Origin of the sequence: Sphingomonas sp. STIS6.2, from assembly GCF_000732685.2 — a bacterium.
Lineage (GTDB): Bacteria > Pseudomonadota > Alphaproteobacteria > Sphingomonadales > Sphingomonadaceae > Sphingomonas > Sphingomonas aerolata.
Genome location: NZ_JPDP02000159.1, coordinates 632,459 through 653,327 on the forward strand (window position 1 = coordinate 632,459; position 20,869 = coordinate 653,327).

Sequence of the window (20,869 nt, forward strand, 5' to 3'; positions counted from 1 at the left end):
TTGGTCACCCCGTCATGGCGCTGGCAGCCGTCCTCGATCAGCGCTGCGCCTCGCATGTGGCACACCGGCCGCGCACTTCGATGACCGGGCGGACAGGCACGAAACCGGCCAAAATAGCCGCGTTCCGCACACCGCGAGTGATCACGTCATTGTCGATATGCGTCGTCTGCCCGCACGAATCACACACCAGGAAGATGCAGTCGTGAAGGCAATCGGGATGGGCATTGGCGACATACGCATTCGCACTTTCGACCCGTCGCGCGAGATTGGCGCCCACGAACAGGTCGAGGATCCGGTAGACGCTGTTGGCAGCGACGCGCCGCCCTTCCGCCTTCGACACGGCTTCTGCGATGTCATAGGCCGAAGCCGGCTTGTCGAAGCCAGCCAGCGCGGAGAATACGCTGGCGCGCATCGTCGTCCACTGCTCGCCCGATTTTTCCAGCGTCGCCTGTGCGGCAACGTTGAGGTCGGCGCCTTGCGGCTCATGATGCGAATGCGATGCCATTATCCCGTGAATTTAGGGTGCCGGAGGAGCCGCGACAAGCAGCGACCGCGCCGGGGCAATCCTGCGGCCCTCCTCAGCTGTCGGCGCGGCGGTTCAGATCGTGCCCGAACGCGAGCAACGCGACGCCGATGATCGTCCAGAGCGTCTCACCGCTTCCCGAATCATGCGGGAGGGTCATTGCCCCCGCCATGATCCCGAGCCCGAACGCACCCATCGCGGCCGGCATCGCATAGCCATGATGAAGTATCCCCCGCCCCAGCGCGACCGCACCGAACAGGATCGCGATCGTCAGTCCGACTTCGTGGAAGATGGGATCAAGCAGCACCCCGCCCGCAGTCGACATCAGCGCAACCAGCACCGACGTTGCCAGACAGTGCACCATGCACAGACCCGACAGCCCGATCGCATAGCGATCCAGGCCTGCGATCCAGGACGGATGCGCATGGGTATGGTGGTGGGCGGTCGTCGACATCGTTCCGAGCAGATAGTCCATCAGAGGAAAGGATACAACATCACATTCGGCCGAACGGCGGTAGTCTGCTCGCTTTTTTTTCCAGGAAAGGACGCTCCATCGATGTCGTGATCAATCCTCCGCGTGCGCTCGTTCTTAACGCACCGCGCGCGGCTCCGGCCCGGCAGAAACCCGGCGGCCGATAACCCCTGATACTCGACGCCCCAGTCAGACAGGCGTAGAGCCGTGCTATGCTCCAGCCCAGTGCCGCCTTCCTGTCCACCGCGCGCCCGCGAGCGGTCGCGACTTGGCTTCTTATCGTCGCGGCGATGATCGTCGGTATCGTCGTCGTGGGCGGGATAACGCGGCTCACCAATTCGGGGCTCTCGATCACCGAATGGAAGCCGATCACCGGCATCATCCCGCCACTGACGCTTGCGCAGTGGCAGGCGGAATTCGCGAATTACAAACAGATCCCTGAATATAGCCAGCTCAACAGCGGCATGACGCTCGACGGGTTCAAGGCGATCTTCTTCTGGGAATATCTCCACCGCGCGCTGGCACGGACGATCGGCGCGGCGTTCGCGATCCCGCTCCTGTGGTTCGCGCTTCGCCGGGCGATCCCGGTCGGCTATGGCTGGCGACTCGGCGCGCTGTTGGCGCTCGGTGCGCTTCAGGGCGCTGTCGGCTGGTGGATGGTGAAGTCCGGGCTGTCCGTTCGCACCGACGTCAGCCACATTCGTCTGGCGGTCCATCTGATGACCGCGCTCGTCACGCTCGCCGGCATCGTCTGGACGGCGCTGGACCTGATCGCACTCCACCGCTCGAAGCTTGCGGCGCCAGCCCGCCTCGTGCCGATCGCGGTCACCGCGTTCGCGCTGCTGTTCGTTCAATTGGTCTATGGCGCGTTCACCGCAGGGCTCGACGCTGGCTATGCCTTTGCGAGCTGGCCGCTGATGGGCGACAGCCTGTTTCCGGCCGGCGTCCCGATGCTGTCACCCGGCTGGATCAACGCGGTCGACAACCCGATCGTCGTGCAGTTCATTCACCGGTGGCTCGCCTTCGCAACCGCTGCCGGGCTCGTCTGGCTCGCGGTCCGCGCGACGCAGCACGGTTCGCGCGCCGGCTTCTGGGTGGTCGGGCTCGTCACGCTGCAGGTCTTCCTCGGGATCGCGACGCTCATGACCGGCGTCGCCATCCATGTCGCCGTCGCACACCAAGCCAATGCGGCGCTGTTGCTGATCGCCACGGTATTTGCCGCGCATCGCCTCGGCAATCCGCCCAAGGTATCATAATACCCGCCATCAAACCGGCGGAAAGCTTGACTTAAACACCCCTTTTCGCCATTGCCGCCTCGTTAGCGCCGTCCGTCGTGGCGGCGCATATCGTTTCAGCAAAGGTCTCAGCCCCATGAAGGCGCTCATGAAGACCACCAAGTCGGCCAAGCCGCACGAGGTGGAGAAGAAATGGCATATCGTCGATGCCGAGGATCTGGTGGTCGGTCGCGCAGCGTCGATCATCGCCAACGTCCTGCGCGGCAAGCACAAGACGTCGTTCACCCCGCATGTCGATTGCGGTGACAACGTCGTCGTGATCAACGCCGACAAGATCCGCTTCACCGGCAACAAGGCCGCGAAGAAGGTCTATTACAAGCACACCGGTTACGCCGGCGGCATCAAGGGCATCACTGCCGCCAAGGTTCTCGACGGCCGCTTCCCGGAGCGCGTTCTCGAAAAGGCCGTTGAGCGCATGATCCCGCGCGGCCCGCTCGGACGTGAACAGATGCGCAACCTGCGTATCTTCAAGGGTACCGAGCATCCGCATGAGGCGCAGAACCCCGAGGTTCTCGACATCGCCAGCATGAATCGCAAGAACAAGGTGGGTGCGTAAATGACCGACAACCGCCAGTCGCTCGCCGATCTCGCGAGCCTGACCAACCAGCCCGCACCGGCTGCTCCGGCCGCACAGTCGCTGCCGACCAGCGAAGGCGACATCGCAGCACCCGTCTCGAACGAGCCGGTCCGCGAGCCGATGCCGCTCCGCGAGCAGATCCTCGATAAGCAGGGTCGCGCCTATGCGACCGGCCGTCGCAAGGACGCCGTTGCCCGCGTCTGGGTCAAGCCCGGCACCGGCAAGATCACGATCAACGGTCGTGACCAGGAAGTGTATTTCGCACGTCCGACGCTGCGTCTCGTCATCAACCAGGTGTTCGGCATCACCGAGCGCGAAGGTCAGTATGACGTCGTCTGCACCGTCAAGGGTGGTGGCCTTTCGGGTCAGGCCGGCGCGGTCAAGCATGGCATCAGCCAGGCGCTGACCCGCTTCGAGCCGGTGCTGCGTGCATCGGTCAAGGCAGCAGGCTTCCTGACGCGCGACAGCCGCGTCGTCGAGCGCAAGAAGTACGGCAAGGCGAAGGCCCGTCGTAGCTTCCAGTTCTCGAAGCGCTAAACGCTTTACCAAGCTACGAGAAAGGGCGGTCCGGGTTTTCCCGGGCCGCCTTTTTTCATGCCTGCGCTACATCCGTACGACGCGGGTGCCGATCCGTGCGGCCTCGTCGGGGTCGTGGGTCACCATCAGGATCGGCAGGCGCATCGCGTCGCGCAGATGCTCGATCGCACGGACGATCTCCTCGCGACGCGGTCGGTCGAGCGACGCCAGCGGCTCGTCGAGCAGCAGGAAGCGCGGGTTGCTGAGCAATGCACGGCCGATCGCCACGCGCTGCGCTTCGCCTCCCGAGAGCGACCGCGGCCAGCGGTCGAGCAGATGCCCGATCCCCAGGAAGCCGATCCGCTCCTCGAACCCCGACGCGTCAGGGCCGGCGCCGTACAGCAGGTTAGCGCGCACCTTCAGATGCGGGAAAAGCCGCGCCTCCTGAAATACATAGCCCGCACGGCGGTGTTCCGGTGGCAGGTTGACACCCTCCCCGAACAGCGTGACGCCATCGACGACGATGCGGCCTTGGTCGGGCGTGAGCAGCCCGGCGACCATCTTCAGGATGCTGGTCTTGCCGACGCCGGACGGTCCGAACAGCACGGTCGCGCCGTCGCCCGCCGCCAGCGTCAGCGCGACCTCGGCATCGCCCAAACGCTTGCGGACGTCGATCTCAAAGGACATGCAGCCCCCTGCCCGCGCGCCGCGTCAGAAGCTCGGACGCGACCAGTGCGATCAGCGACAGCGCGACGGAAATCGCCGAGAGCCGCCACACCAGCATCTCCGCGCCCGGTTGCTGGAGCGCCGAATAGATCGCCAAGGGCAGCGTCTGCGTCTCGCCGGGCACGTTGGAGACGAAGGTGATCGTCGCTCCGAACTCGCCGATCGATCGCGCAAAGCCCAGCACCGCGCCCGCGAGCACGCCCGGTACGCTCAGCGGCAGCGTGACCGTCCAGAACACCCGCCAAGGCCCCGCGCCCAGCGTCCGCGCCGCACTTTCGAGCCGTGCATCGACCGCCTCGATCGACAGCCGCATCGCGCGCACCATCAGCGGCAGTGCCATGACCCCCGCCGCGATCGCCGCCCCGGTCCAGCGAAACAGCACACTGACCCCGAACCACGACTGCAGCCACGCCCCGACCGGCCCGTTCGGCGCAAAGGCGAGCAGCAGCAGCCACCCCGTCACGACCGGCGGCACGACAAGCGGCAGATGGATCACCGCATCGACGAGGATCCGCCCGGGAAACCGCACGCGCGCCAGCAGCCAGGCGAAGCCGAACGCGATCGGCAATGTGATCAGCATGGCGACGGCGCCGACCTTCAGCGACAGACCGACGATCCCCCATTCCGCCGGTGTCAGGACGAACCCATCCGTCACTCAGCGCGCCGAAAAGCCGTAACGCACGAAGATCGCCTTGCCCTGACGCGACGTCAGGAACCGGCGGAACGCCTCGGCCTCCGGATTGCGCGACGTCGTCAATCGGGCGATCGGATAGGTGATGGCGGGATGCGTCGATGCAGGAAACACGCCCGCGATCCTGACACGCGTCGATGCCTTGGCGTCGGTCGCATAGACGATCCCCAGGGGGGCCGCGCCGCGCTCGACGAGCGCCAGCGTCGCGCGGACGTTTTCGGCCCTCACGACGCGCGGCGCGACCTGTTTCCATACGCCGAGCGCCTCAAGTGCCTGCTGCCCGTATCGCCCCGCAGGGACGGGCGTATCCGCCATCGCGATTGGCCCCGCTGTCAGGACCCGCGCCAGCGCGGCGGGCGGGCGTGACGGGATCCGCACCGTCGTCCCCGCCGCCGCCGCGACGACCAGCCGGTTACCCAGGAACGTCACGCGCGACGCAGGGACGATCAGGCGGCGCTTCGCCAGCTCATTCATCCAGTCCTCGTCCGCGGACACGAACAGGTCCGCGGTCGCGCCGGCCTCGACCTGCCGTGCCAGCGCCGACGAGGCCGCAAACGAGATCGTCGGGCGCACATGCCCCTTCGCCGCCCACGCATCGGCGGCCGCGGTCATCGATTCCTGCAGGCTCGCCGCCGCCAGCACCAGCGGTGCCGCGCGCTGCGCAGCGTCGGCGCCTGTCGCCACGCCGCCGACGGCCAGCATGGCGAGCAATACCGGATACTTCATCATGTCCCCTCAGGCCCGCCAATGATCACGGCGCTATAATATGCCGCCCGCTGAACGCCACAACGGACATGGGGTTCATTCCGCCCCGGAGGGCGCCGTCACGCGCCCCGTCCGGGCCAGCTTGCCCCAGCCGACCATCGGTCCGCGCAGGGCTTGGGCGAGCGCCTTGAGCACGACATAGTACATCACCTGCCGATAACCGATCCGCTGTGGGATCAGCAGCCAGAGCAGCCTCCACCGCTCGCGTCGCTCGAGTGCGAACGCGATCGTCGCCGCGAGCAGATCGATCGCGGTGAAGACCAGCCAATAGGTCAGCATGGTCTGCAGGTCATGGCTGCTCTGTGCCCAGCCATGCGCCGACACCGCGACATAGGTCGTTGCGACACTGACGAGCAGCGCGAGGTCGATGATCGGCGAGATCGCTGCCAGCAGGATCTGGAACACGATCGCCTGGGGCAGCCCGACCCAGCCAAGCCCGCGCGGCTGGCTGCGGCCGATCGCCGAGCGGTGCTTCCACAGGCACTGGAGCGTCCCGAACGCCCAGCGGAACCGCTGCTTGGCGAGCGCGCGCAGCGTCTCGGGCGCTTCGGTCCAGGCGATCGCGAACTGGTCATACTGGACCGTCCAGCCCGCGCGCTGGATCGCGATCGTCAGATCCTGATCCTCGGCCAGCGTATCGTCGGGATAGCCGCCGACCGCGCGGATTGCCGCCAGTCGCCACGCGCCGACCGCGCCCGGCACCACCGTCATCGCGTTCAGCCGCGCAAGCGCCCGGCGCTCGAGATTCTGCGCCGTGATATATTCGAGCGCCTGCCAGCGCGTGATCAGATTGACCCGGTTGCCGACCTTCGCATTGCCCGCGACCGCCCCCAGCGCCGGGTCGTCGAACCACCGCGCCAGCCGTGCGATCGTCAGCGGCTCGAACTGCGTATCGGCGTCGAGTGCGATCACGATGTCACCGCGCGCCGCGGCCAGCCCGCGGTTCAGCGCCCGCGCCTTGCCGCCGTTCGCCAGAGTCATGAGCCGTACCCGCGCGTCGCCGGCAAAGGCGGTGGCGACGGCCTGGCTCGTGCCATCGCTCGACCCGTCGTCGATCACGATCACCTCGACCACGACGTCGGTCGAGGCCAGCACGCCCTGGACCGCGCGGACGATCACGCGTTCCTCGTTGAACGCCGGGATCATGACTGTGACGAATCGGGCTGGATCGATCGCGGGGAACACCGTCCGCAATTCGCGGCGTGCCTGGATCAGCGCCAGCGCCGACAGCGCGAGCGCACGAAGAATACCGATCGTGATCGCGATCCCGAAGATCCAGCGCAGTCCGATTACCAGTCCACCCAGCGTGCTGAACAGCGCAAGATCCGCGACCGCCGCGACCCGGTCGCTCGACGATATCACCGGCATCGCCGCATCGCGCGTCAGCCCGGCCAGCGCCGAGACGGGCACGAAGTGATAGCCCATCGCCTGCAATCGATCGATGATCACCGGCAGCGCCGCGACGGTCTGCGCACGGTTGCCACCCGCATCGTGCAGCAGGATGATGTTGGCGCTGCGTTCGGGCGATCCTTCCACGACCTGTGCGATCGTGCGGTCGATGATCGCCGCGGTGCCCGGACGCTTCCAGTCGTCGGGATCGACGTGCAGGCCGACCGATACATAGCCGCGCTGCTGCGCTTCTAGTGCGGGCTTGATCTCGTCCGCGGTACTCGGCTCGGCATCGCCGAAATAGGGTGCGCGGAACAGGCGGAGCGATCGCCCGGTGAACGCCTGGAACAGCCGCTGCGTCGTGTTGAGCTCGAACCCGACCTGCCGCCCCGATACGGTAGCCAGATTGGGATGTGTATAGGTGTGGCTGCCCACCTCATGCCCTTCGGCCACCATGCGTTCGAGCAGGCTCCGCTGCGTCAGCGCATTCTCGCCCACCACGAAGAACGTCGCCGGCACGTGCTTGCGCTTGAGGATGTCGAGGATCTGCGGCGTCCATTCGGCGTCGGGCCCATCGTCGAAAGTGAGCGCAAGCGCCCGCGGGCTGTAGCCCGTACGCTGGACGACGTAGGGCGAGGGCATGCGCGTGAAGCGGACGTCCGCGATCGTCCCATCGGCTGCCGCGACCGTATCACGCAGCCCGGAAACCGGCGTCGACCCGATCTTCAGGATCTCGCCATTGCCCTCGATATCGACATTCGTCCCGGCCGGTGTCGTGTTGATCGCACGCGGATCGGGCAATCGGCGGTGGTCGCGTCCAAAGATCGACCAGAGCGCCGGATCCTCCGACCCAAGCCGCCACAGCGCGAAACTTTGCACCCCCGCCTTTTGAAGAAAGGCCAGCTCGTTATACGCGCTCGCCGCATCGAGCAGCCATACCAGATGCCGGGTCCCGCCATCGGCATAGGCGAAGCTGCTGGTGCCGCTGCCCTTGTCGAACGTCGGGACGGTGCCTGAATCGGATGCGGCCTGCCATGCCTCCTCGACGCCGAGCGCATCGCCGCCACGGTCATGCCAGTCATAGGCATAGGAGCCGAACGCAACGACCAGCTTGGAAGGGGCGACACCGCGCGCGGCATTCGCGACCGACCGTGCGAACCAGCGCTGCGATGCGATCGGCCCGGCGGGGCCGCTCGTCTCATGCTCGTCATAGGCCATCAGGAAGATCTTGTCGGTCACGCGCGCATAGGCACGCATGTTCCAGTCGGCGTTCCCGACCGGCGCGGCGATCGCGACGACCCAGCCGCGCGGCGCGAACCGCGCCTTCGCCTCGGCAAGGAACAGGCGGTAGTTCGCCTGCGCCCCCGCCGGCAGGCTCTCGAAATCGAAGAAGGCGCCGCCTGCATGGTTCGCCGCGAGGAACGGGACCAGCCGATCGAGAAAGGCGCGCCGGGCGGTCGCATCCGCAAACAGCGCGGCGCTGCCCGCGCCGTCCCAGTCGCCGTCCTTGGCGTTCTGAACCATGGGCAAGATCACCGGGCGGTGGATCGCGCGATTGAGCACCGCGCGGCCCGCGACATCGCGGAACACGGTGATCCGGTGGTCGGCCCCGGTCACCGATACCCAGCCGGGAATGACCCAGTCGAGTTGTTCGACATGCCGGGCAAGGCTCGCCACGCTCGATTCGTCCCAGGGCACGTGGAAGGCGATGGCCAGCCGCGGGTTGGTCGCGCGCGGCGCCTGTCCGACGCCCCCCTTCGCACCCGCCTTGCCGGCGCCCGCGGTGGGTCCGCCGAACAGTGCCTTGCCGTAATAATCGATGCTGCGCTGCGCCCGCCCGATCACGCCGCTATGCGGTGCCGGAAGACGGTGAAGCCCGGGATGCTCGGGCTCGAACGGCAGTAACGGTGCCGCCGGGACCGCGCCGATCGACACGGCGAACACCGCCACCGACAATAAGACGAGCGCGACGAAGGCGATGACACCCAATGCGAAACGACGACGACGCCGACCGCTAGCGTCGTAGAAAACAGGATGCAGTGCCATGACCAACGCTATCCGACCCCAGGATCGCGCGCCATGCACCACCATTCATGCCCGTGACCAATCGGGACGATGACAAATCCGTCACGTCACCTCGTGGCGCGGGGCCTGATATTGCGGTCCGGCCGAGCCGTAGAGCTCAGGAGTCGTCGCCCATCCGCAGCGCGGCGATGAATGCCTCCTGCGGGATGCTGACCGACCCATATTCGCGCATCTTCAGCTTGCCCTTCTTCTGCTTTTCCAGAAGCTTCTTCTTGCGGCTCGCATCGCCGCCATAGCATTTGGCGGTCACGTCCTTGCGCATCGCGCTGATCGTCTCGCGTGCGATCACCTTGCCGCCGATCGCTGCCTGGATCGGGATCTTGAACAGGTGACGCGGGATCAGGTCCTTCAGCCGCTCGACCATGCCGCGACCCCGTACCTCGGCGGTGCCGCGGTGGACGATCATGCTCAGAGCGTCGACCGGCTCCTCGTTGACCAGGATGCCCATCTTGACGAGGTCGCCCTCGCGATAGCCGATCTGGTGATAGTCGAAGCTCGCATAGCCCTTCGACATCGACTTCAGCCGGTCGTAGAAATCGAACACGACCTCGTTGAGCGGCAGCTCGTAGGTCGCCTGCGCGCGGCCGCCGACATAGGTCAGGTTCTTCTGGATCCCGCGGCGGTCCTGGCAGAGCTTGAGGACGCTGCCGAGATATTCGTCGGGGACGTAGATCGTCGCCTCGATCCACGGCTCGCTGATCGTCGCGATCTTGTTCGGCTCGGGCATGTCGGCGGGGTTGTGCAACTCGATATGCGTCGTGCCCGCGGGATCGGGGGGGGTCAGCTCGATCTCGTACACCACCGACGGCGCGGTGGTGATGAGGTCGAGGTCATACTCACGCGTCAGGCGCTCCTGGATGATCTCCAGATGGAGCAGCCCCAAGAACCCGCACCGGAAGCCGAAGCCCAGCGCCGCGGACGTCTCCATCTCGAACGAGAAGCTCGCGTCGTTGAGGCGCAGCTTGGAGATCGACTCGCGCAGCTTCTCGAACTCGGCCGCATCGACCGGGAACATGCCGCAGAACACGACCGGCTGGACTTCCTTGAAGCCCGCCAGCGCTTCCAGCGCCGGCCGCTTCGCATCGGTGATCGTGTCGCCGACGCGGGTCTGCGCGACCTCTTTGATCTGCGCGGTGATGAAGCCCATCTCGCCCGTGCCCAGCTCGGTCAGCTGCTCGATCTTGGGGCGGAAACACCCGACCCGGTCGACCAGGTGCATCGTGCCGGTCTGCATGAACTTGATCTGCTGGCCCTTCTTCAGGACGCCGTCGATCACGCGGACGAGGATGACGACGCCGAGATACGGATCGTACCAGCTGTCGACCAGCATGGCCTTCAGCGGTGCCTCCGGATCGCCCTTGGGCGGCGGGATCTTGGTGACGATCGCCTCGAGGATGTCCTCGATGCCGATGCCCGACTTCGCCGACGCCAGCACCGCGCCGGACGCGTCGATGCCGATCACGTCCTCAATTTCCTTGCGGACCTTCTCGGGCTCGGCGGCGGGCAGGTCGATCTTGTTGATGACCGGCACGATCTCGTGATCATGTTCGATCGACTGATAGACGTTGGCGAGCGTCTGCGCCTCGACGCCCTGCGCCGCGTCGACCACGAGCAGCGCGCCCTCGCATGCGGCGAGGCTGCGGCTCACCTCATAGGCAAAGTCGACATGTCCCGGCGTGTCCATCAGGTTGAGGACGTAATCCTCGCCGTCCTTCGCGCGGTAGGCCAGGCGCACGGTTTGCGCCTTGATCGTGATCCCGCGTTCCTTCTCGATGTCCATGTTGTCGAGCACCTGCTCGGACATTTCGCGCGCGGTCAGACCGCCGGTTTGCTGGATCAGTCGATCGGCGAGCGTCGACTTGCCATGGTCGATATGCGCGATGATGGAGAAGTTGCGGATGCGGGACAATTCGGTCGTCATGCGCGCGCCGTTAGCACCTCGCCGGGCTTATGCCAAAGCTTCCGCATCATCTGTGGCAACGGGGATCACAATCAGCGTCGCTTTCCCTGGTGCCGGATGTTCGCCGGACGCCCGCGCCGCTTGATCTCGCGGCCCGGCTTGCGCGCGCGTGCTGGTCCCGCGGCCCCTTTCCCCTCGGGCATTTCGAAGCGCAGCGCGCCCGATACCGGGTTCGCCTCGGCGAGCTTGAGGTCGAGCATCTGCCCCTGCGCATAGACGTCGCCGCTATCCTCGCCGACCAGCGTCCGCGCCGCCTCGTCGAAACGGAAATACTCGCCGCCAAGGTCGCGCACCGGCATCAGTCCGTCGCCGCCGATTCCCTCGACCGTCGCGAAGAATCCGAAATTGGTGACGCCGGTAATCCGCACTTCCATGATCTGGCCGACGCGTTCGGACAGGAAGGACGCGACATAGCGGTCGATCGTGTCGCGCTCCGCCTCCATCGCGCGGCGTTCGAGCCGGCTGATCGTCTCGCCGATCGCCTCCATCCCGGCTGCATCCTCGGCAGGCAGACCGCCTGCCCCCAGGCCATAGGCCGCGACCAGCGATCGATGCACGATCAGATCGGCATAACGGCGGATCGGCGAGGTGAAATGCGCATAGCTGCCGAGCCCCAGCCCGAAATGCCCGTGATTGGCGGGGCTGTAATAGGCCTGGGTCTGCGTGCGCAGCACCTGCTCCATCACCTGCGGCCGGAAGTCGGCAACGCCGATCCGCTCGAGCACATGGTTGAACGTCGCTGGCCGGATGACCTGCCCCAGCGCGAACGGCACCCCGAACGTCTCGAGATAATCCTTCAGCGCCATCAGCTTCTCGCGGCTCGGCGGCTCGTGGTCGCGGTACATGACCGGCGCCTTCTTGCCCTCGAGCGCCTTGGCCGCAGCAACGTTCGCCGCGATCATGTAATCCTCGATCAGCCGGTGCGCATCGAGCCGCTCGCGTGGCGCAACCGACATGATCCGCCCCTTCTCGTCGAGCACCACCCGCCGCTCGGGCAGGTCGAGGTCGAGCGGCGCTCGTGCATCGCGGGCCTTCGCCAGCGACGCCCAGCATCCCCAGAGGGGCTTCAGCACCGTCTCGGTCATGTCGAGCGCCAGCGTGCCGTCGATCGCCGCCTGCGCCTCCTCATAAGCGAGGTTCGCCGCGATCCGCACCACTGCCCGGGTGAAACGCCACGACTTGAGCGACCCGTCCTTGCCGATCACCAAATGACAGGCGAGCGCGGCACGATCCTCGCCCTCCTTCAGCGAACAGACGTCCGCCGACAGGATCTCGGGCAGCATCGGCACGACGCGGTCGGGGAAATAGACCGAATTGCCACGACGTCGCGCCTCGCGGTCGATTTCCGACTTCGGCCGCACGTAGAAGCTGACATCGGCGATCGCGACAATCGCCTTCCAGCCGCCCGCATTGGCCGGATCCTCGTCCGCCTGCGCCCAGACCGCGTCGTCGTGATCGCGCGCATCTTCCGGGTCGATCGCGACGATCGGCAGGTGGCGTAGATCCTCACGGTCGTCGCCGAGCGGGAGCTGCGCGACGCGCTTGGCCTCGTCGATCGCCTCGACCGCGAACACGTCGGGGATGCCGTGCTTGTGGATCGCGATAAGCGAGAAACTGCGCGCGGCGAACGGGTCGCCCAGCTTGTTGACGACCCGCGCGGCGATCCGCGGTGGCTTGCCCGCCAGTTCGGCCAGCACCAGATCGCCCGGCGCGGCGCCGCCGGCATCGGCGACCGCGAACTCACGCCGCTCGCGCTTGTCGACTCCGGTCAGCCACAACCGCCCCGCCTCCTCGCGCAGCACGCCCAGCACCTGTTCGGACGCGGGCGCGAGCACCTTCATCGGATGCGCGGTCCAGCCATTGCCGGCCTCCTCGGTCCGCGCGAGGATCCGCTCGCCGACCCCCAGCGCACCGCGCTTGCGTTCGCGCACGCGCAGCCGCGGCGGTGGCACGCCCTCGGCCTCCCAGCGCTCGGGGACCGCCCAGACATTGCCCGCATCGTCGACATCGGCGATCCGCAGCACAGTGACCTTGGGCACGCCGCCCATCTTGTGAAACGCGCGGCCGGGAGCGCTGTCGATCAGCCCCTTGTCCGCCATGTCCTTCAGCAACGCCTTCAGTCCGATCTTGTCCTGCGCACTCAGGCCGAAGCCCTTGGCGATTTCGCGTTTACCCGCGGGGACGTCCGACGACGCGATGAAGTCCAGGATCTGCTGGCGGGTCGGAAGACCGGCTTTCGGTTTGTACATCCCCACCAGATAGGGTGCGTTGGGCGATGCGTCACCCGTTACCGGCAAGCCTTTGCAACACAGCGAAAATCAATCCTTGCGCCTGAACCTCATGAGCATATCATCACCGGATAAACATAAGGAGAGAGACAGTGACGACGCCGCTACGGCTCGTAGCCGATCCCGAGGACAAGAACCTCGTCATCCTGCAAAGCCTGATCTGCCTGTTGCGCGAGAAGAACATCCTGTCGCGCGCCGACATCGAGGAGCTTTGCGCCACGGTCCAGCGCCGCGCCGCCGAACCGGCCAGCGACCCGATGCCTTGCCAGAACGGCGCAGTGCGCGAAGCGGCGATAGAGGTCGCGCATATCGGCGACTATATCGGCCGTCGCTATGGCGGAAAGCACCGTCGCGCGTTCTGACCGCGCCGACCTGTCGCGTCCTAGCCGCCGAGCTCCGCGCGTCGGAAGCACTTGGTTTCGTGATCATTGACGATCCCGACCGCCTGCATCCAGGCATAGACGATCGTCGGACCGACGAACTTGAACCCGCGACTCTTGAGATCGGCCGCGATTTGGGCCGATAGCGGCGATTGCGTCACCAGCTTGGCACCGTCGCCGATCAGCACCTTGCCATCGGTAAACGACCAGCAATAGGTCGCGAAATCCAGCCCCGCATCGCGCATCGTGAGGACCGCGCGCGCGCCGCCGATCGTCGACACGATCTTGGCCCGCGACCGGATGATGCCGGCGTTCCCCATCAGCCGGGCGATGTCCGCCTCGTCGAAGCGCGCGACCTGTTCCGGGTCGAACCCGGCAAAGGCGGCGCGAAACGCCTCGCGCTTGCGCAACACGGTGATCCAGGCAAGCCCCGCCTGGAAACCGTCGAGCATGAGCTTTTCCCATAGCGCGCGTCCGTCGCGTTCGGGAACGCCCCAGTCGGTGTCGTGATAGGCGCACATCAGCGGATCGTGCCCCGCCCAGCCACAGCGCGAAGCGGACGTCGTCACAGGGCATTCTCCAGGATTTCGTCGAGCGACGCATTGCGCACGCCCAGCCGGTCGAGCCGGGTCAGCATCGCCGACCACCAGTCATGGAACTTGCGCAGATCGGCGGTGTCGCGGACATAGGGCGTGTTGCCGGGGACGAGCGACGGCGAATGGAACGCGAAGTTGAGCAATTCGACCCCCTCGCCCACCGCGATCGTCACCGCCTCCAGCGCGGCGCCGATCGGCATATCCTCCGGCGTCAACGCGACCCGCGACAACAGCCCCAGTCGCGACGCGACACCGCGCGCATAGGGCACTCGCCCCAGCGCGCGGTACAGTCCCGCACCGTGACCACGCAGCGCGCCGACATACAACGTCGACAACGGCACGCTGAGGAGCGCGCCCCGGCGGCAGGGACGCGGATCACTCAATGAAAAGTCGGGCCCGCCCTCGGCTGAATAGTCATAGCCGGGCCGGACCGAGCTATCGACGCGGTAGCCGAGCGCCGTGAGTGCCGCGACCGTGTCCGGGCCAACCCCGTAGCGACCGGCGCGATAGGCACGCGGGCGTCGACCGAACGCCGTGGCAATCGCGTCGGTGAGCAAGCGGAGCTTCGCGGCTTCGAGGCCTTCGGGAAGATTGCCCGCAAAGCTCATCGCCGGGGTCAGCGGCTCTCCAAAGGGCGGGTTGACCCAGGGGTGCAACTGCGCGCCGATCTCAGACCGGCCATCGGCAACGACGGTGCGGAGGATTTCAACGGCGGCGGGGTCATCGACGATCGGATAGTCGACCAGACAGGTCAGCGCTACGCCCTGCTCACGGAAACGTGCATGCGCCTCGGGGAATGCCGCCATCGCACTCGTCGAATGTCGCGTACGCTCGAATGGCGCGTTCCAGTCGAACTGCTCCTCGACATCGACGAACAGCGTGTAGCGCGGGCCAAAACCCGGCCGCCAGACGATGGGCTCCGGCGGTGAAGCCAGCCTGTACCGCGCGCCGTTCACCGAAACCGGTCGAGAACGCGCTCCATCCGTTCGGCCGCGACGGCAGGTAGCGTGAGGATGATGTGTTCGGACTCGAACGCCATGTGCCCACCCAGTTCGACCGCAAAATTCTGCGCCAGCCGCAGCGCAAATCCGGTACCCAGCAACGGGGCGCCATCGCGCTCGTGACCGCGGTCGTTGTCGATGCTCAGCAGGATGTTCGTGTCGTGCACCGCCATCGCGCGAGGCCGATCGAAGCGCAGCGCCACCGTATCGCCGCAGCACAGGACCGCGACCATCAGCATCTCGTCCGCGCTGCAGGCCGATACGAGGGTCGCCAGCAGGCGCCCCACCAGCCGTTCGACCGCAAGGTCGTCACCGGCGATGTCGCAATGGGCCGCTGACGGATCGATGACGACCTGGGCACCGCGCAACGCTGCCAGCGGTGCGAGGTCACGCACCACGCCGTCGAGCAACGGCAGGACGGGCACGATCGTCGGGCGCAGCTCGAGCGCGTCGCCTTCAATCCGTGCCGCGGTATCCAGATCCTCGATCGCGGCCAGCAGTTCGGACGCCTGGCTCCGGATCATCGCCGCACGTTCGCGATAGGTTGCAGGGACCGGGCCGAGCAATTCGGTCTCGATCAGTTCGGCGAAGCCCGCAATCGCATTGGTCGGCGTGCGCAACTCGTGCACCAGTTGCCGCAACGAATCGGAAACCGGCGACTTGGGCGCGGCCAACGGCTCCCCGAGCGACGCGACCTCGTCGCGGCGCGGCCGGCGCGCGGTGCCGCGAAACCCGGTAAACCGCCCCGATGCGGGATCGAAGGCCGGGACACCCGAAATACGCCATGCACCGGCAGCGCTCGACAAACCGCCAATCTGGAGCCGCGCCGCGTCGAAGGCGGAGCGCCGCCGGTAGGCGCCTGCCGCGACTCCGTCGATCTGAACCTCACCCTGAACGGCGGCATAGGCCAGCGAGGCGCCAACCAGCGCCGTGCGCGACACGCCGTCGACCCAGCGGATCACGCCCGTCGGATCGGTTTCGTAGCGGAAGCTGTCGGCAACCTCCGCGGCAAAGTCCGTCGCGTCAGGCACGATCCGATCGCGATTGAACGCGTCGATGCGTTTGACGAGGTCGGAAATTTCGAACCGCTCGGGCTTCGCGACGGGCTCGGGCGCGGCGTCGGTCGCCGGTACCGCCGCGTGACGCAGCGCTTCGGCCACGACCGGCAGACCGCGCGTAATTGCGCCGAGCGTGACAAAGGGCGACGCGGTGCGCGGCATGGTCGGACACGACGGTGATTCCGCTGGAGCCTCGACGGCAGGTGCGGGCACCACGTCATCGACAGAAAGCTGCACCTCTGCACCGGGGTTGATCGCGGGAGCAACGTCGGATGGGGCCGGATGATGCGCGAGGACGAAATCGGTCGACCCGAAACTCTCAAGACCGCGACAGACGGGTTCAGGCAGATCTCGCCGATGCCGCAGGACGGATCGGCCCGCCGGGGTCAGCTGAGGCAGCAGAGCAAGCCAGTCATCCGCCGGCAGCATCGCGGTCCGCAACACGGGGGCGGCGATCGCCAAGGTGTCTTCGGCAAAAAACCCTACCAGTGCGACATCGGGCTTCGCGAACGCCAGCGCGCGCGCGCTTGCCGCGCGAACCGTGTCGGGGACCAGCTTGCGCAGCGCCTGCAACCGGGCCAGCGACTCAGCATCGGCCGGGCTACGCCCGCGGCCGATCAGGTCGACCATCTGACGCCACGCCGATTGAGCACCGAAATCCGTGGCCATGTCGGCAGATAGCACGGTCTTCAGGCTGTCGTCGAAGCGCACGGAGTTCCCCGAATGGACGCTGCACCGCCTGCGTCATCAAGGTGTCATACCCCGACGCGGCCTTGGAAGGAACAACAGAATTGGCGTGCATGGTTATGCCGTGGCGATGTGGGACAATTGCGTTTCGCCGCAACAATCTTATCGCTATGGAGGGTCGATCGCCGTGTTTGACGCGTTTCATGGGAGTTACACGTAATGAGTTTTGACCGGATCGATCGTCAGATCCTGTCGCTTCTGCAGGCCGACGGTCGGATGACCAATGTCGACCTAGCAGACCAGGTCGGGCTGACCGCGCCGCCATGCCTGCGCCGCGTCCGAGCGCTGGAAGAAGCGGGCGCGATCCGCGGCTATCATGCCGACCTCGACGCCGGCCGCCTTGGCTTCCCGATCACCGTCTTCGCGATGGTCAGCTTGCGCAGCCAGGCCGAGCACGACCTGGCCGCGTTCGAAACGCACATCGCCGACATCCCCGAGATCCGGGAATGCCACATGCTCAACGGCGAGATCGACTTCATCCTGAAGATCGTCGCCGCCGACCTGAAGAGCTTCCAGGAAATCCTGACCACGCACCTGACCCCTGCCCCCAATGTCGCCAGCGTGAAGACCTCGCTGACGATCCGCACCGCCAAGGCGCTGTCGGGCATTCCCGTCACGCTCGACTAGACTCAAGCTCAACGCCGCATCCGCGGCGACCCCTCCGACGCGGGGCACAAAAAAAGGGGACGGCATCGCTGCCGCCCCCTTTTCCATTCCTGCCACTCCCTCAGGCGGCGGGGGCGTTCATCCAGGCCGACCAGAGCTGCGCCGTCTCCAGACGCGGCGTGGTCTTCACCGCTGCGAACGAGGTCGCGGCACCAGCCTTGTCGCCCGACTTCGCCTGCGCGATGCCGAGATGCAGGTTGACGTCATCGGCATTCACGCCGCCCTTGCTGAGCGCAAGGCGATAGAGTTCGATCGCCTTGGCGTAGTTATCCTGACCGAGATAGGCATCAGCGGTGCCGGCAGCCAGCTTGCCATCGGCGTTGCTCGCGGCCTTCTTCTCGAGCCCGGACAAGGGGCCGTCGTTGCGGATCGCCGTGCCGGTATCCGCCAGCAGGGTCTTCGCCATGGTGTTGGTCGCAGGGATCTTGCCCGCAGCCATGCCTTCCTTGAGCACGGCCTGCGCCTCGCTCGGCAGACCGCGACGGTTCACGCTGTCCGCATATTCAAGATAATCGTTCTGATCGGCCAGCGACTTGGTCTGGCGCATCAGCCGGAACAGGTCGATCTTCTGCGTCTCGTCGAGCGTGACGACGCCGTTCTGCTGAAGGCCGAACGTCACGATCACGTCGCGCCACGTCTTGGGCGACGGATAGGCGACCGCGTATTTCTGCAACCAAGCAAAGGTCTCGGGCTTCAGCTTGGCGGCATTGGCCTTGCTGATCGCATAACGATAGAAATCCTCAGGTGCCTTCTGGCCCGCCGCGGTCGATGCCGTCACCGAGGCGTCGAGATCGGCGAGGCCGCTCTTCACGTCGCCGCTTTCCATCTTCGCCTTGACGATCTGGAGGTCGAGGTTGGGATCGGTGAAGCCGAGCGCCTTGGCCTTCTGGAAATACTGGATCGCGACCGGATACTGCTTGCCGTTGAACGCGAGCGCGCCGCGACGATAGGTGTAGCGCCCGCGCATGTCGGCAGGCGTGCTGGGATTGGCGATCAGCACGTCGAGCGGCCCGGCCAAGACCGTCTCGTTGATCGGAGCATTGGGGTTGGCGGCCTGTGCGGCGGCCAGCTTCTGCTGTTCCAGATCATAGCGCAGCGCGGCGCCGATATATTTGTCGTCGTCGGTCTTCGCGGCTGCGTCGATCTGCGCGAGCGCGGGCTCTGCGGTGGCGAAATCCTTCGCGGCGATCGCGGGCTGTGCGACCTGCGCGGCCTTCAGGACCTCGGGGCTCAGCTTGAGACCGCCCTTGGCCTCTTCCTTCTTGTCCTTGGCCATGGCCGGAACGCTAAGTGCCATGCCGCTCACCCCGGTGGCGAGCACCGCGGCCAGTGCGAGTTTCGAAATGGTCTTCATGCGGGAACTCTCCTCGTGCGTATCTGCGACTTGGCGCGACGCTATATGGGTGTGGCCGATTGCGTTCAAGCAAGCAGCGGGAATCAGGGTGAAGACACGCCTTATGTGTCTCGCGCACTGAACGCCGATTGAACGCGCCGGGTTGCACGGCTAGGTGACCCGCATGATCGCCGTCCTCTCGCCCGCCAAGACGCTCGACTATGAGACGGCCCTGCCCCCCGTCACCCCCACCCAGCCGCGGTTCGCCGACGAGGCGACGACGCTGGCGCATGCGGCGGCGCATCTGACGCAGAAGCGGCTGAGCGAGCTGATGCACATCTCGCCGGCGCTCGCGAAGCTCAATGCCGACCGGTTCGGCGATTTCGACACGCTGCCCGAACGCCCCGCGCTGTTCGCGTTCGCGGGTGACGTCTATACCGGGCTCGACGCGAAGACGCTCGACGAGGCGGCGGTGGACTATGCGCAGGATCATCTGCGTATGCTTTCCGGGCTTTATGGTCTGCTCCGTCCGCTCGACGCGATGCGCCCCTATCGGCTCGAAATGGGGACGCGCTGGGCACCCCGTCAGAAGAAGCTGACCGACTGGTGGCGCGACCGGATTGCAAAGCTTCTTGCCGAGGACGTCGCGGCCGAAGGCTCCGGGACGATCCTCAACCTCGCCAGCCAGGAATATTGGGCGGCAGCCGATGGCAAGCTGCCAGCCGGCATCCGCGTCGTCGCGTTCGATTTCCGCGAGGGGGAGGCCCAGAAATTCGTCAGCTTCCACGCCAAGAAGGCGCGCGGGATGGCGGCGCGCTGGATGCTGGAGCACCGCATCGACGATATCGAGGGGATGAAGGGCTTCGACACCGACGGCTATGCCTATGACGCGGCTGGCAGCACCGACGCACAGTGGCGGTTCGTGCGCCGATGAGCAGCGCGGTCGTCATCGGCGCCTCGGGCGGGATCGGCAAGGCGCTGGAAGAGGCGCTGCGCGACGAGGGCACATTCGATGCCGTCCACGGCTTCTCGCGGTCGGCCGATGGCGATCGCCATCTGGACCTGGAGGATGAAGCGAGCATCGCCGCCGCAGCGACGAAGGTCGGGTCGCCGACGCTCGTGATCGTCGCGACGGGCCTGCTCCATGCGGGCGACAAGGGGCCTGAAAAGGCGATGCGCGATCTCGATCCGGTGTGGATGGCGCGCAACTTCGCGATCAACGCGATCGGTCCCGCTTTGGTCGCCAAGCATTTCCTGCCGACGATGCCCAAGACGGGGCGGATCGTGTTCGCAGTCCTCTCGGCGCGGGTCGGCAGCATCGGCGACAACAAGCTCGGCGGCTGGTACGGCTATCGCGCGTCGAAGGCGGCGCTCAACCAGTTCGTCCGGACGATCGCGATCGAGGACAAGCGGCGCAATTCTAGCGGCATCGTCGTCGGGCTTCATCCGGGTACGGTCGACACCGGTCTGTCGCAGCCGTTCCAGGGCAATGTGACGCCCGGCACGCTGTTCAAGCCGGACCGGGCGGCGGTCCAGCTGCTCGACGTGATCGACGGCCTCCGTGCGCCCGACAGCGGGAAGCTGTTCGCGTGGGACGGGGTCGAGATTACCCCCTGACGCGCGCCTTCGCCTGCCCCGACATCCGTCACCCCGGCGAAAGCTGGCATAACGCGTCGCGCCGACAACCCACAATCACCCGCAAATACCGATGAAACCTCTCCTCTCCCCGCGCGTACGCGTGCGCGGGGGTAGTAAGGTGGTCCCCCCTCGGCTAAGGTGTGTCATCGTACCGAAACAAGCC

At 66.3% G+C, this 20,869-nt stretch carries 19 protein-coding genes; 7 read left to right on the plus strand and 12 right to left on the minus strand.

All coding sequences use genetic code 11. The annotated features are described in order from the left end of the window. Positions 1-37 precede the first annotated feature (37 nt). Complete coding sequence (locus sphst_RS17650) at positions 38-505, minus strand: Fur family transcriptional regulator (RefSeq protein ID WP_031395663.1); 468 nt, start codon at positions 503-505, stop codon at positions 38-40. A gap of 73 nt (positions 506-578) precedes the next feature. Further along, positions 579-977 carry a MerC domain-containing protein gene (locus tag sphst_RS17655; RefSeq protein WP_051916566.1) on the minus strand — a complete coding sequence of 133 codons (399 nt, stop codon included), beginning with the start codon at positions 975-977 and terminating at the stop codon, positions 579-581. A 230-nt stretch (positions 978-1,207) separates the two neighbouring features. Here sphst_RS17655 and sphst_RS17660 point away from each other — a divergent pair, with 230 nt between their 5' ends. From sphst_RS17660 to rpsI, 3 genes are all read left to right on the plus strand, one after another. Continuing rightward, complete coding sequence (locus sphst_RS17660; RefSeq protein ID WP_056407688.1) at positions 1,208-2,251, plus strand: COX15/CtaA family protein; 1,044 nt, start codon at positions 1,208-1,210, stop codon at positions 2,249-2,251. 115 nt (positions 2,252-2,366) lie between these two features. Beyond that, positions 2,367-2,846 carry a 50S ribosomal protein L13 gene (gene rplM, locus sphst_RS17665; protein WP_037530138.1) on the plus strand — a complete coding sequence of 160 codons (480 nt, stop codon included), beginning with the start codon at positions 2,367-2,369 and terminating at the stop codon, positions 2,844-2,846. Continuing rightward, entirely contained in the window at positions 2,847-3,404 is a 558-nt protein-coding gene (gene rpsI / locus sphst_RS17670) for a 30S ribosomal protein S9 (RefSeq protein ID WP_043157976.1), read from the plus strand. It abuts the gene before it with no gap. Between the two features lie 66 nt (positions 3,405-3,470). Here rpsI and sphst_RS17675 read toward each other — a convergent pair whose 3' ends face one another. From sphst_RS17675 to sphst_RS17700, 6 genes are all read right to left on the minus strand, one after another. Next, positions 3,471-4,070 (minus strand): ATP-binding cassette domain-containing protein, encoded by a 600-nt coding sequence (locus sphst_RS17675; protein ID WP_031395669.1) that lies wholly within the window; start codon positions 4,068-4,070, stop codon positions 3,471-3,473. Continuing rightward, the gene (gene modB, locus sphst_RS17680; protein ID WP_043157977.1) at positions 4,060-4,764 is read right to left on the minus strand and encodes a molybdate ABC transporter permease subunit; all 705 of its coding nucleotides are present in this window, start codon (positions 4,762-4,764) and stop codon (positions 4,060-4,062) included. Before modB ends, sphst_RS17675 begins: the two co-directional genes overlap by 11 nt. Continuing rightward, a complete protein-coding gene (gene modA / locus sphst_RS17685; RefSeq protein ID WP_107045950.1) occupies positions 4,765-5,526 on the minus strand; it encodes a molybdate ABC transporter substrate-binding protein in 762 nt (253 codons plus the stop codon). Between the two features lie 75 nt (positions 5,527-5,601). After that, positions 5,602-9,000, minus strand: a complete 3,399-nt coding sequence (locus sphst_RS17690) for a polysaccharide deacetylase family protein (RefSeq protein WP_031395120.1) — start codon at positions 8,998-9,000, stop codon at positions 5,602-5,604. Between the two features lie 136 nt (positions 9,001-9,136). Then, positions 9,137-10,960 carry a translation elongation factor 4 gene (gene lepA / locus sphst_RS17695; RefSeq protein WP_107045905.1) on the minus strand — a complete coding sequence of 608 codons (1,824 nt, stop codon included), beginning with the start codon at positions 10,958-10,960 and terminating at the stop codon, positions 9,137-9,139. A gap of 71 nt (positions 10,961-11,031) precedes the next feature. Continuing rightward, entirely contained in the window at positions 11,032-13,248 is a 2,217-nt protein-coding gene (locus tag sphst_RS17700; protein WP_107045906.1) for a ribonuclease R family protein, read from the minus strand. A 131-nt stretch (positions 13,249-13,379) separates the two neighbouring features. Here sphst_RS17700 and sphst_RS17705 point away from each other — a divergent pair, with 131 nt between their 5' ends. Continuing rightward, entirely contained in the window at positions 13,380-13,649 is a 270-nt protein-coding gene (locus tag sphst_RS17705) for a hypothetical protein (protein ID WP_031393253.1), read from the plus strand. A gap of 20 nt (positions 13,650-13,669) precedes the next feature. Here sphst_RS17705 and sphst_RS17710 read toward each other — a convergent pair whose 3' ends face one another. The 3 genes from sphst_RS17710 to sphst_RS17720 are packed head-to-tail and all read right to left on the minus strand — an operon-like array spanning position 13,670 to position 17,033. Continuing rightward, positions 13,670-14,236: a DNA-3-methyladenine glycosylase I gene (locus sphst_RS17710; protein ID WP_031393254.1), complete on the minus strand. Its 567-nt coding sequence runs from the start codon at positions 14,234-14,236 to the stop codon at positions 13,670-13,672. Next, the gene (locus sphst_RS17715; RefSeq protein ID WP_031393255.1) at positions 14,233-15,219 is read right to left on the minus strand and encodes a polysaccharide deacetylase family protein; all 987 of its coding nucleotides are present in this window, start codon (positions 15,217-15,219) and stop codon (positions 14,233-14,235) included. Before sphst_RS17715 ends, sphst_RS17710 begins: the two co-directional genes overlap by 4 nt. Then, positions 15,216-17,033, minus strand: coding sequence for a histidine kinase dimerization/phospho-acceptor domain-containing protein (locus tag sphst_RS17720; RefSeq protein WP_031393256.1), 1,818 nt, complete (start codon positions 17,031-17,033; stop codon positions 15,216-15,218). Before sphst_RS17720 ends, sphst_RS17715 begins: the two co-directional genes overlap by 4 nt. Positions 17,034-17,228: 195 nt before the next feature. Between sphst_RS17720 and sphst_RS17725 the strand changes: the two genes are divergently transcribed. Continuing rightward, entirely contained in the window at positions 17,229-17,696 is a 468-nt protein-coding gene (locus sphst_RS17725) for an Lrp/AsnC family transcriptional regulator (RefSeq protein WP_031393257.1), read from the plus strand. Positions 17,697-17,796: 100 nt separating this feature from the next. Here the strand turns inward: sphst_RS17725 and sphst_RS17730 are convergent, their stop codons facing one another. Continuing rightward, entirely contained in the window at positions 17,797-19,089 is a 1,293-nt protein-coding gene (locus tag sphst_RS17730; RefSeq protein ID WP_031393258.1) for a hypothetical protein, read from the minus strand. 163 nt (positions 19,090-19,252) lie between these two features. On the opposite strand from sphst_RS17730, the gene yaaA reads away from it, so the two are divergent. Beyond that, positions 19,253-20,002 carry a peroxide stress protein YaaA gene (gene yaaA / locus sphst_RS17735; protein WP_031393259.1) on the plus strand — a complete coding sequence of 250 codons (750 nt, stop codon included), beginning with the start codon at positions 19,253-19,255 and terminating at the stop codon, positions 20,000-20,002. Further along, a complete protein-coding gene (locus sphst_RS17740) occupies positions 19,999-20,685 on the plus strand; it encodes an SDR family NAD(P)-dependent oxidoreductase (protein ID WP_031393260.1) in 687 nt (228 codons plus the stop codon). The genes yaaA and sphst_RS17740 overlap by 4 nt, the downstream gene beginning before the upstream one ends. Positions 20,686-20,869: the final 184 nt, after the last annotated feature.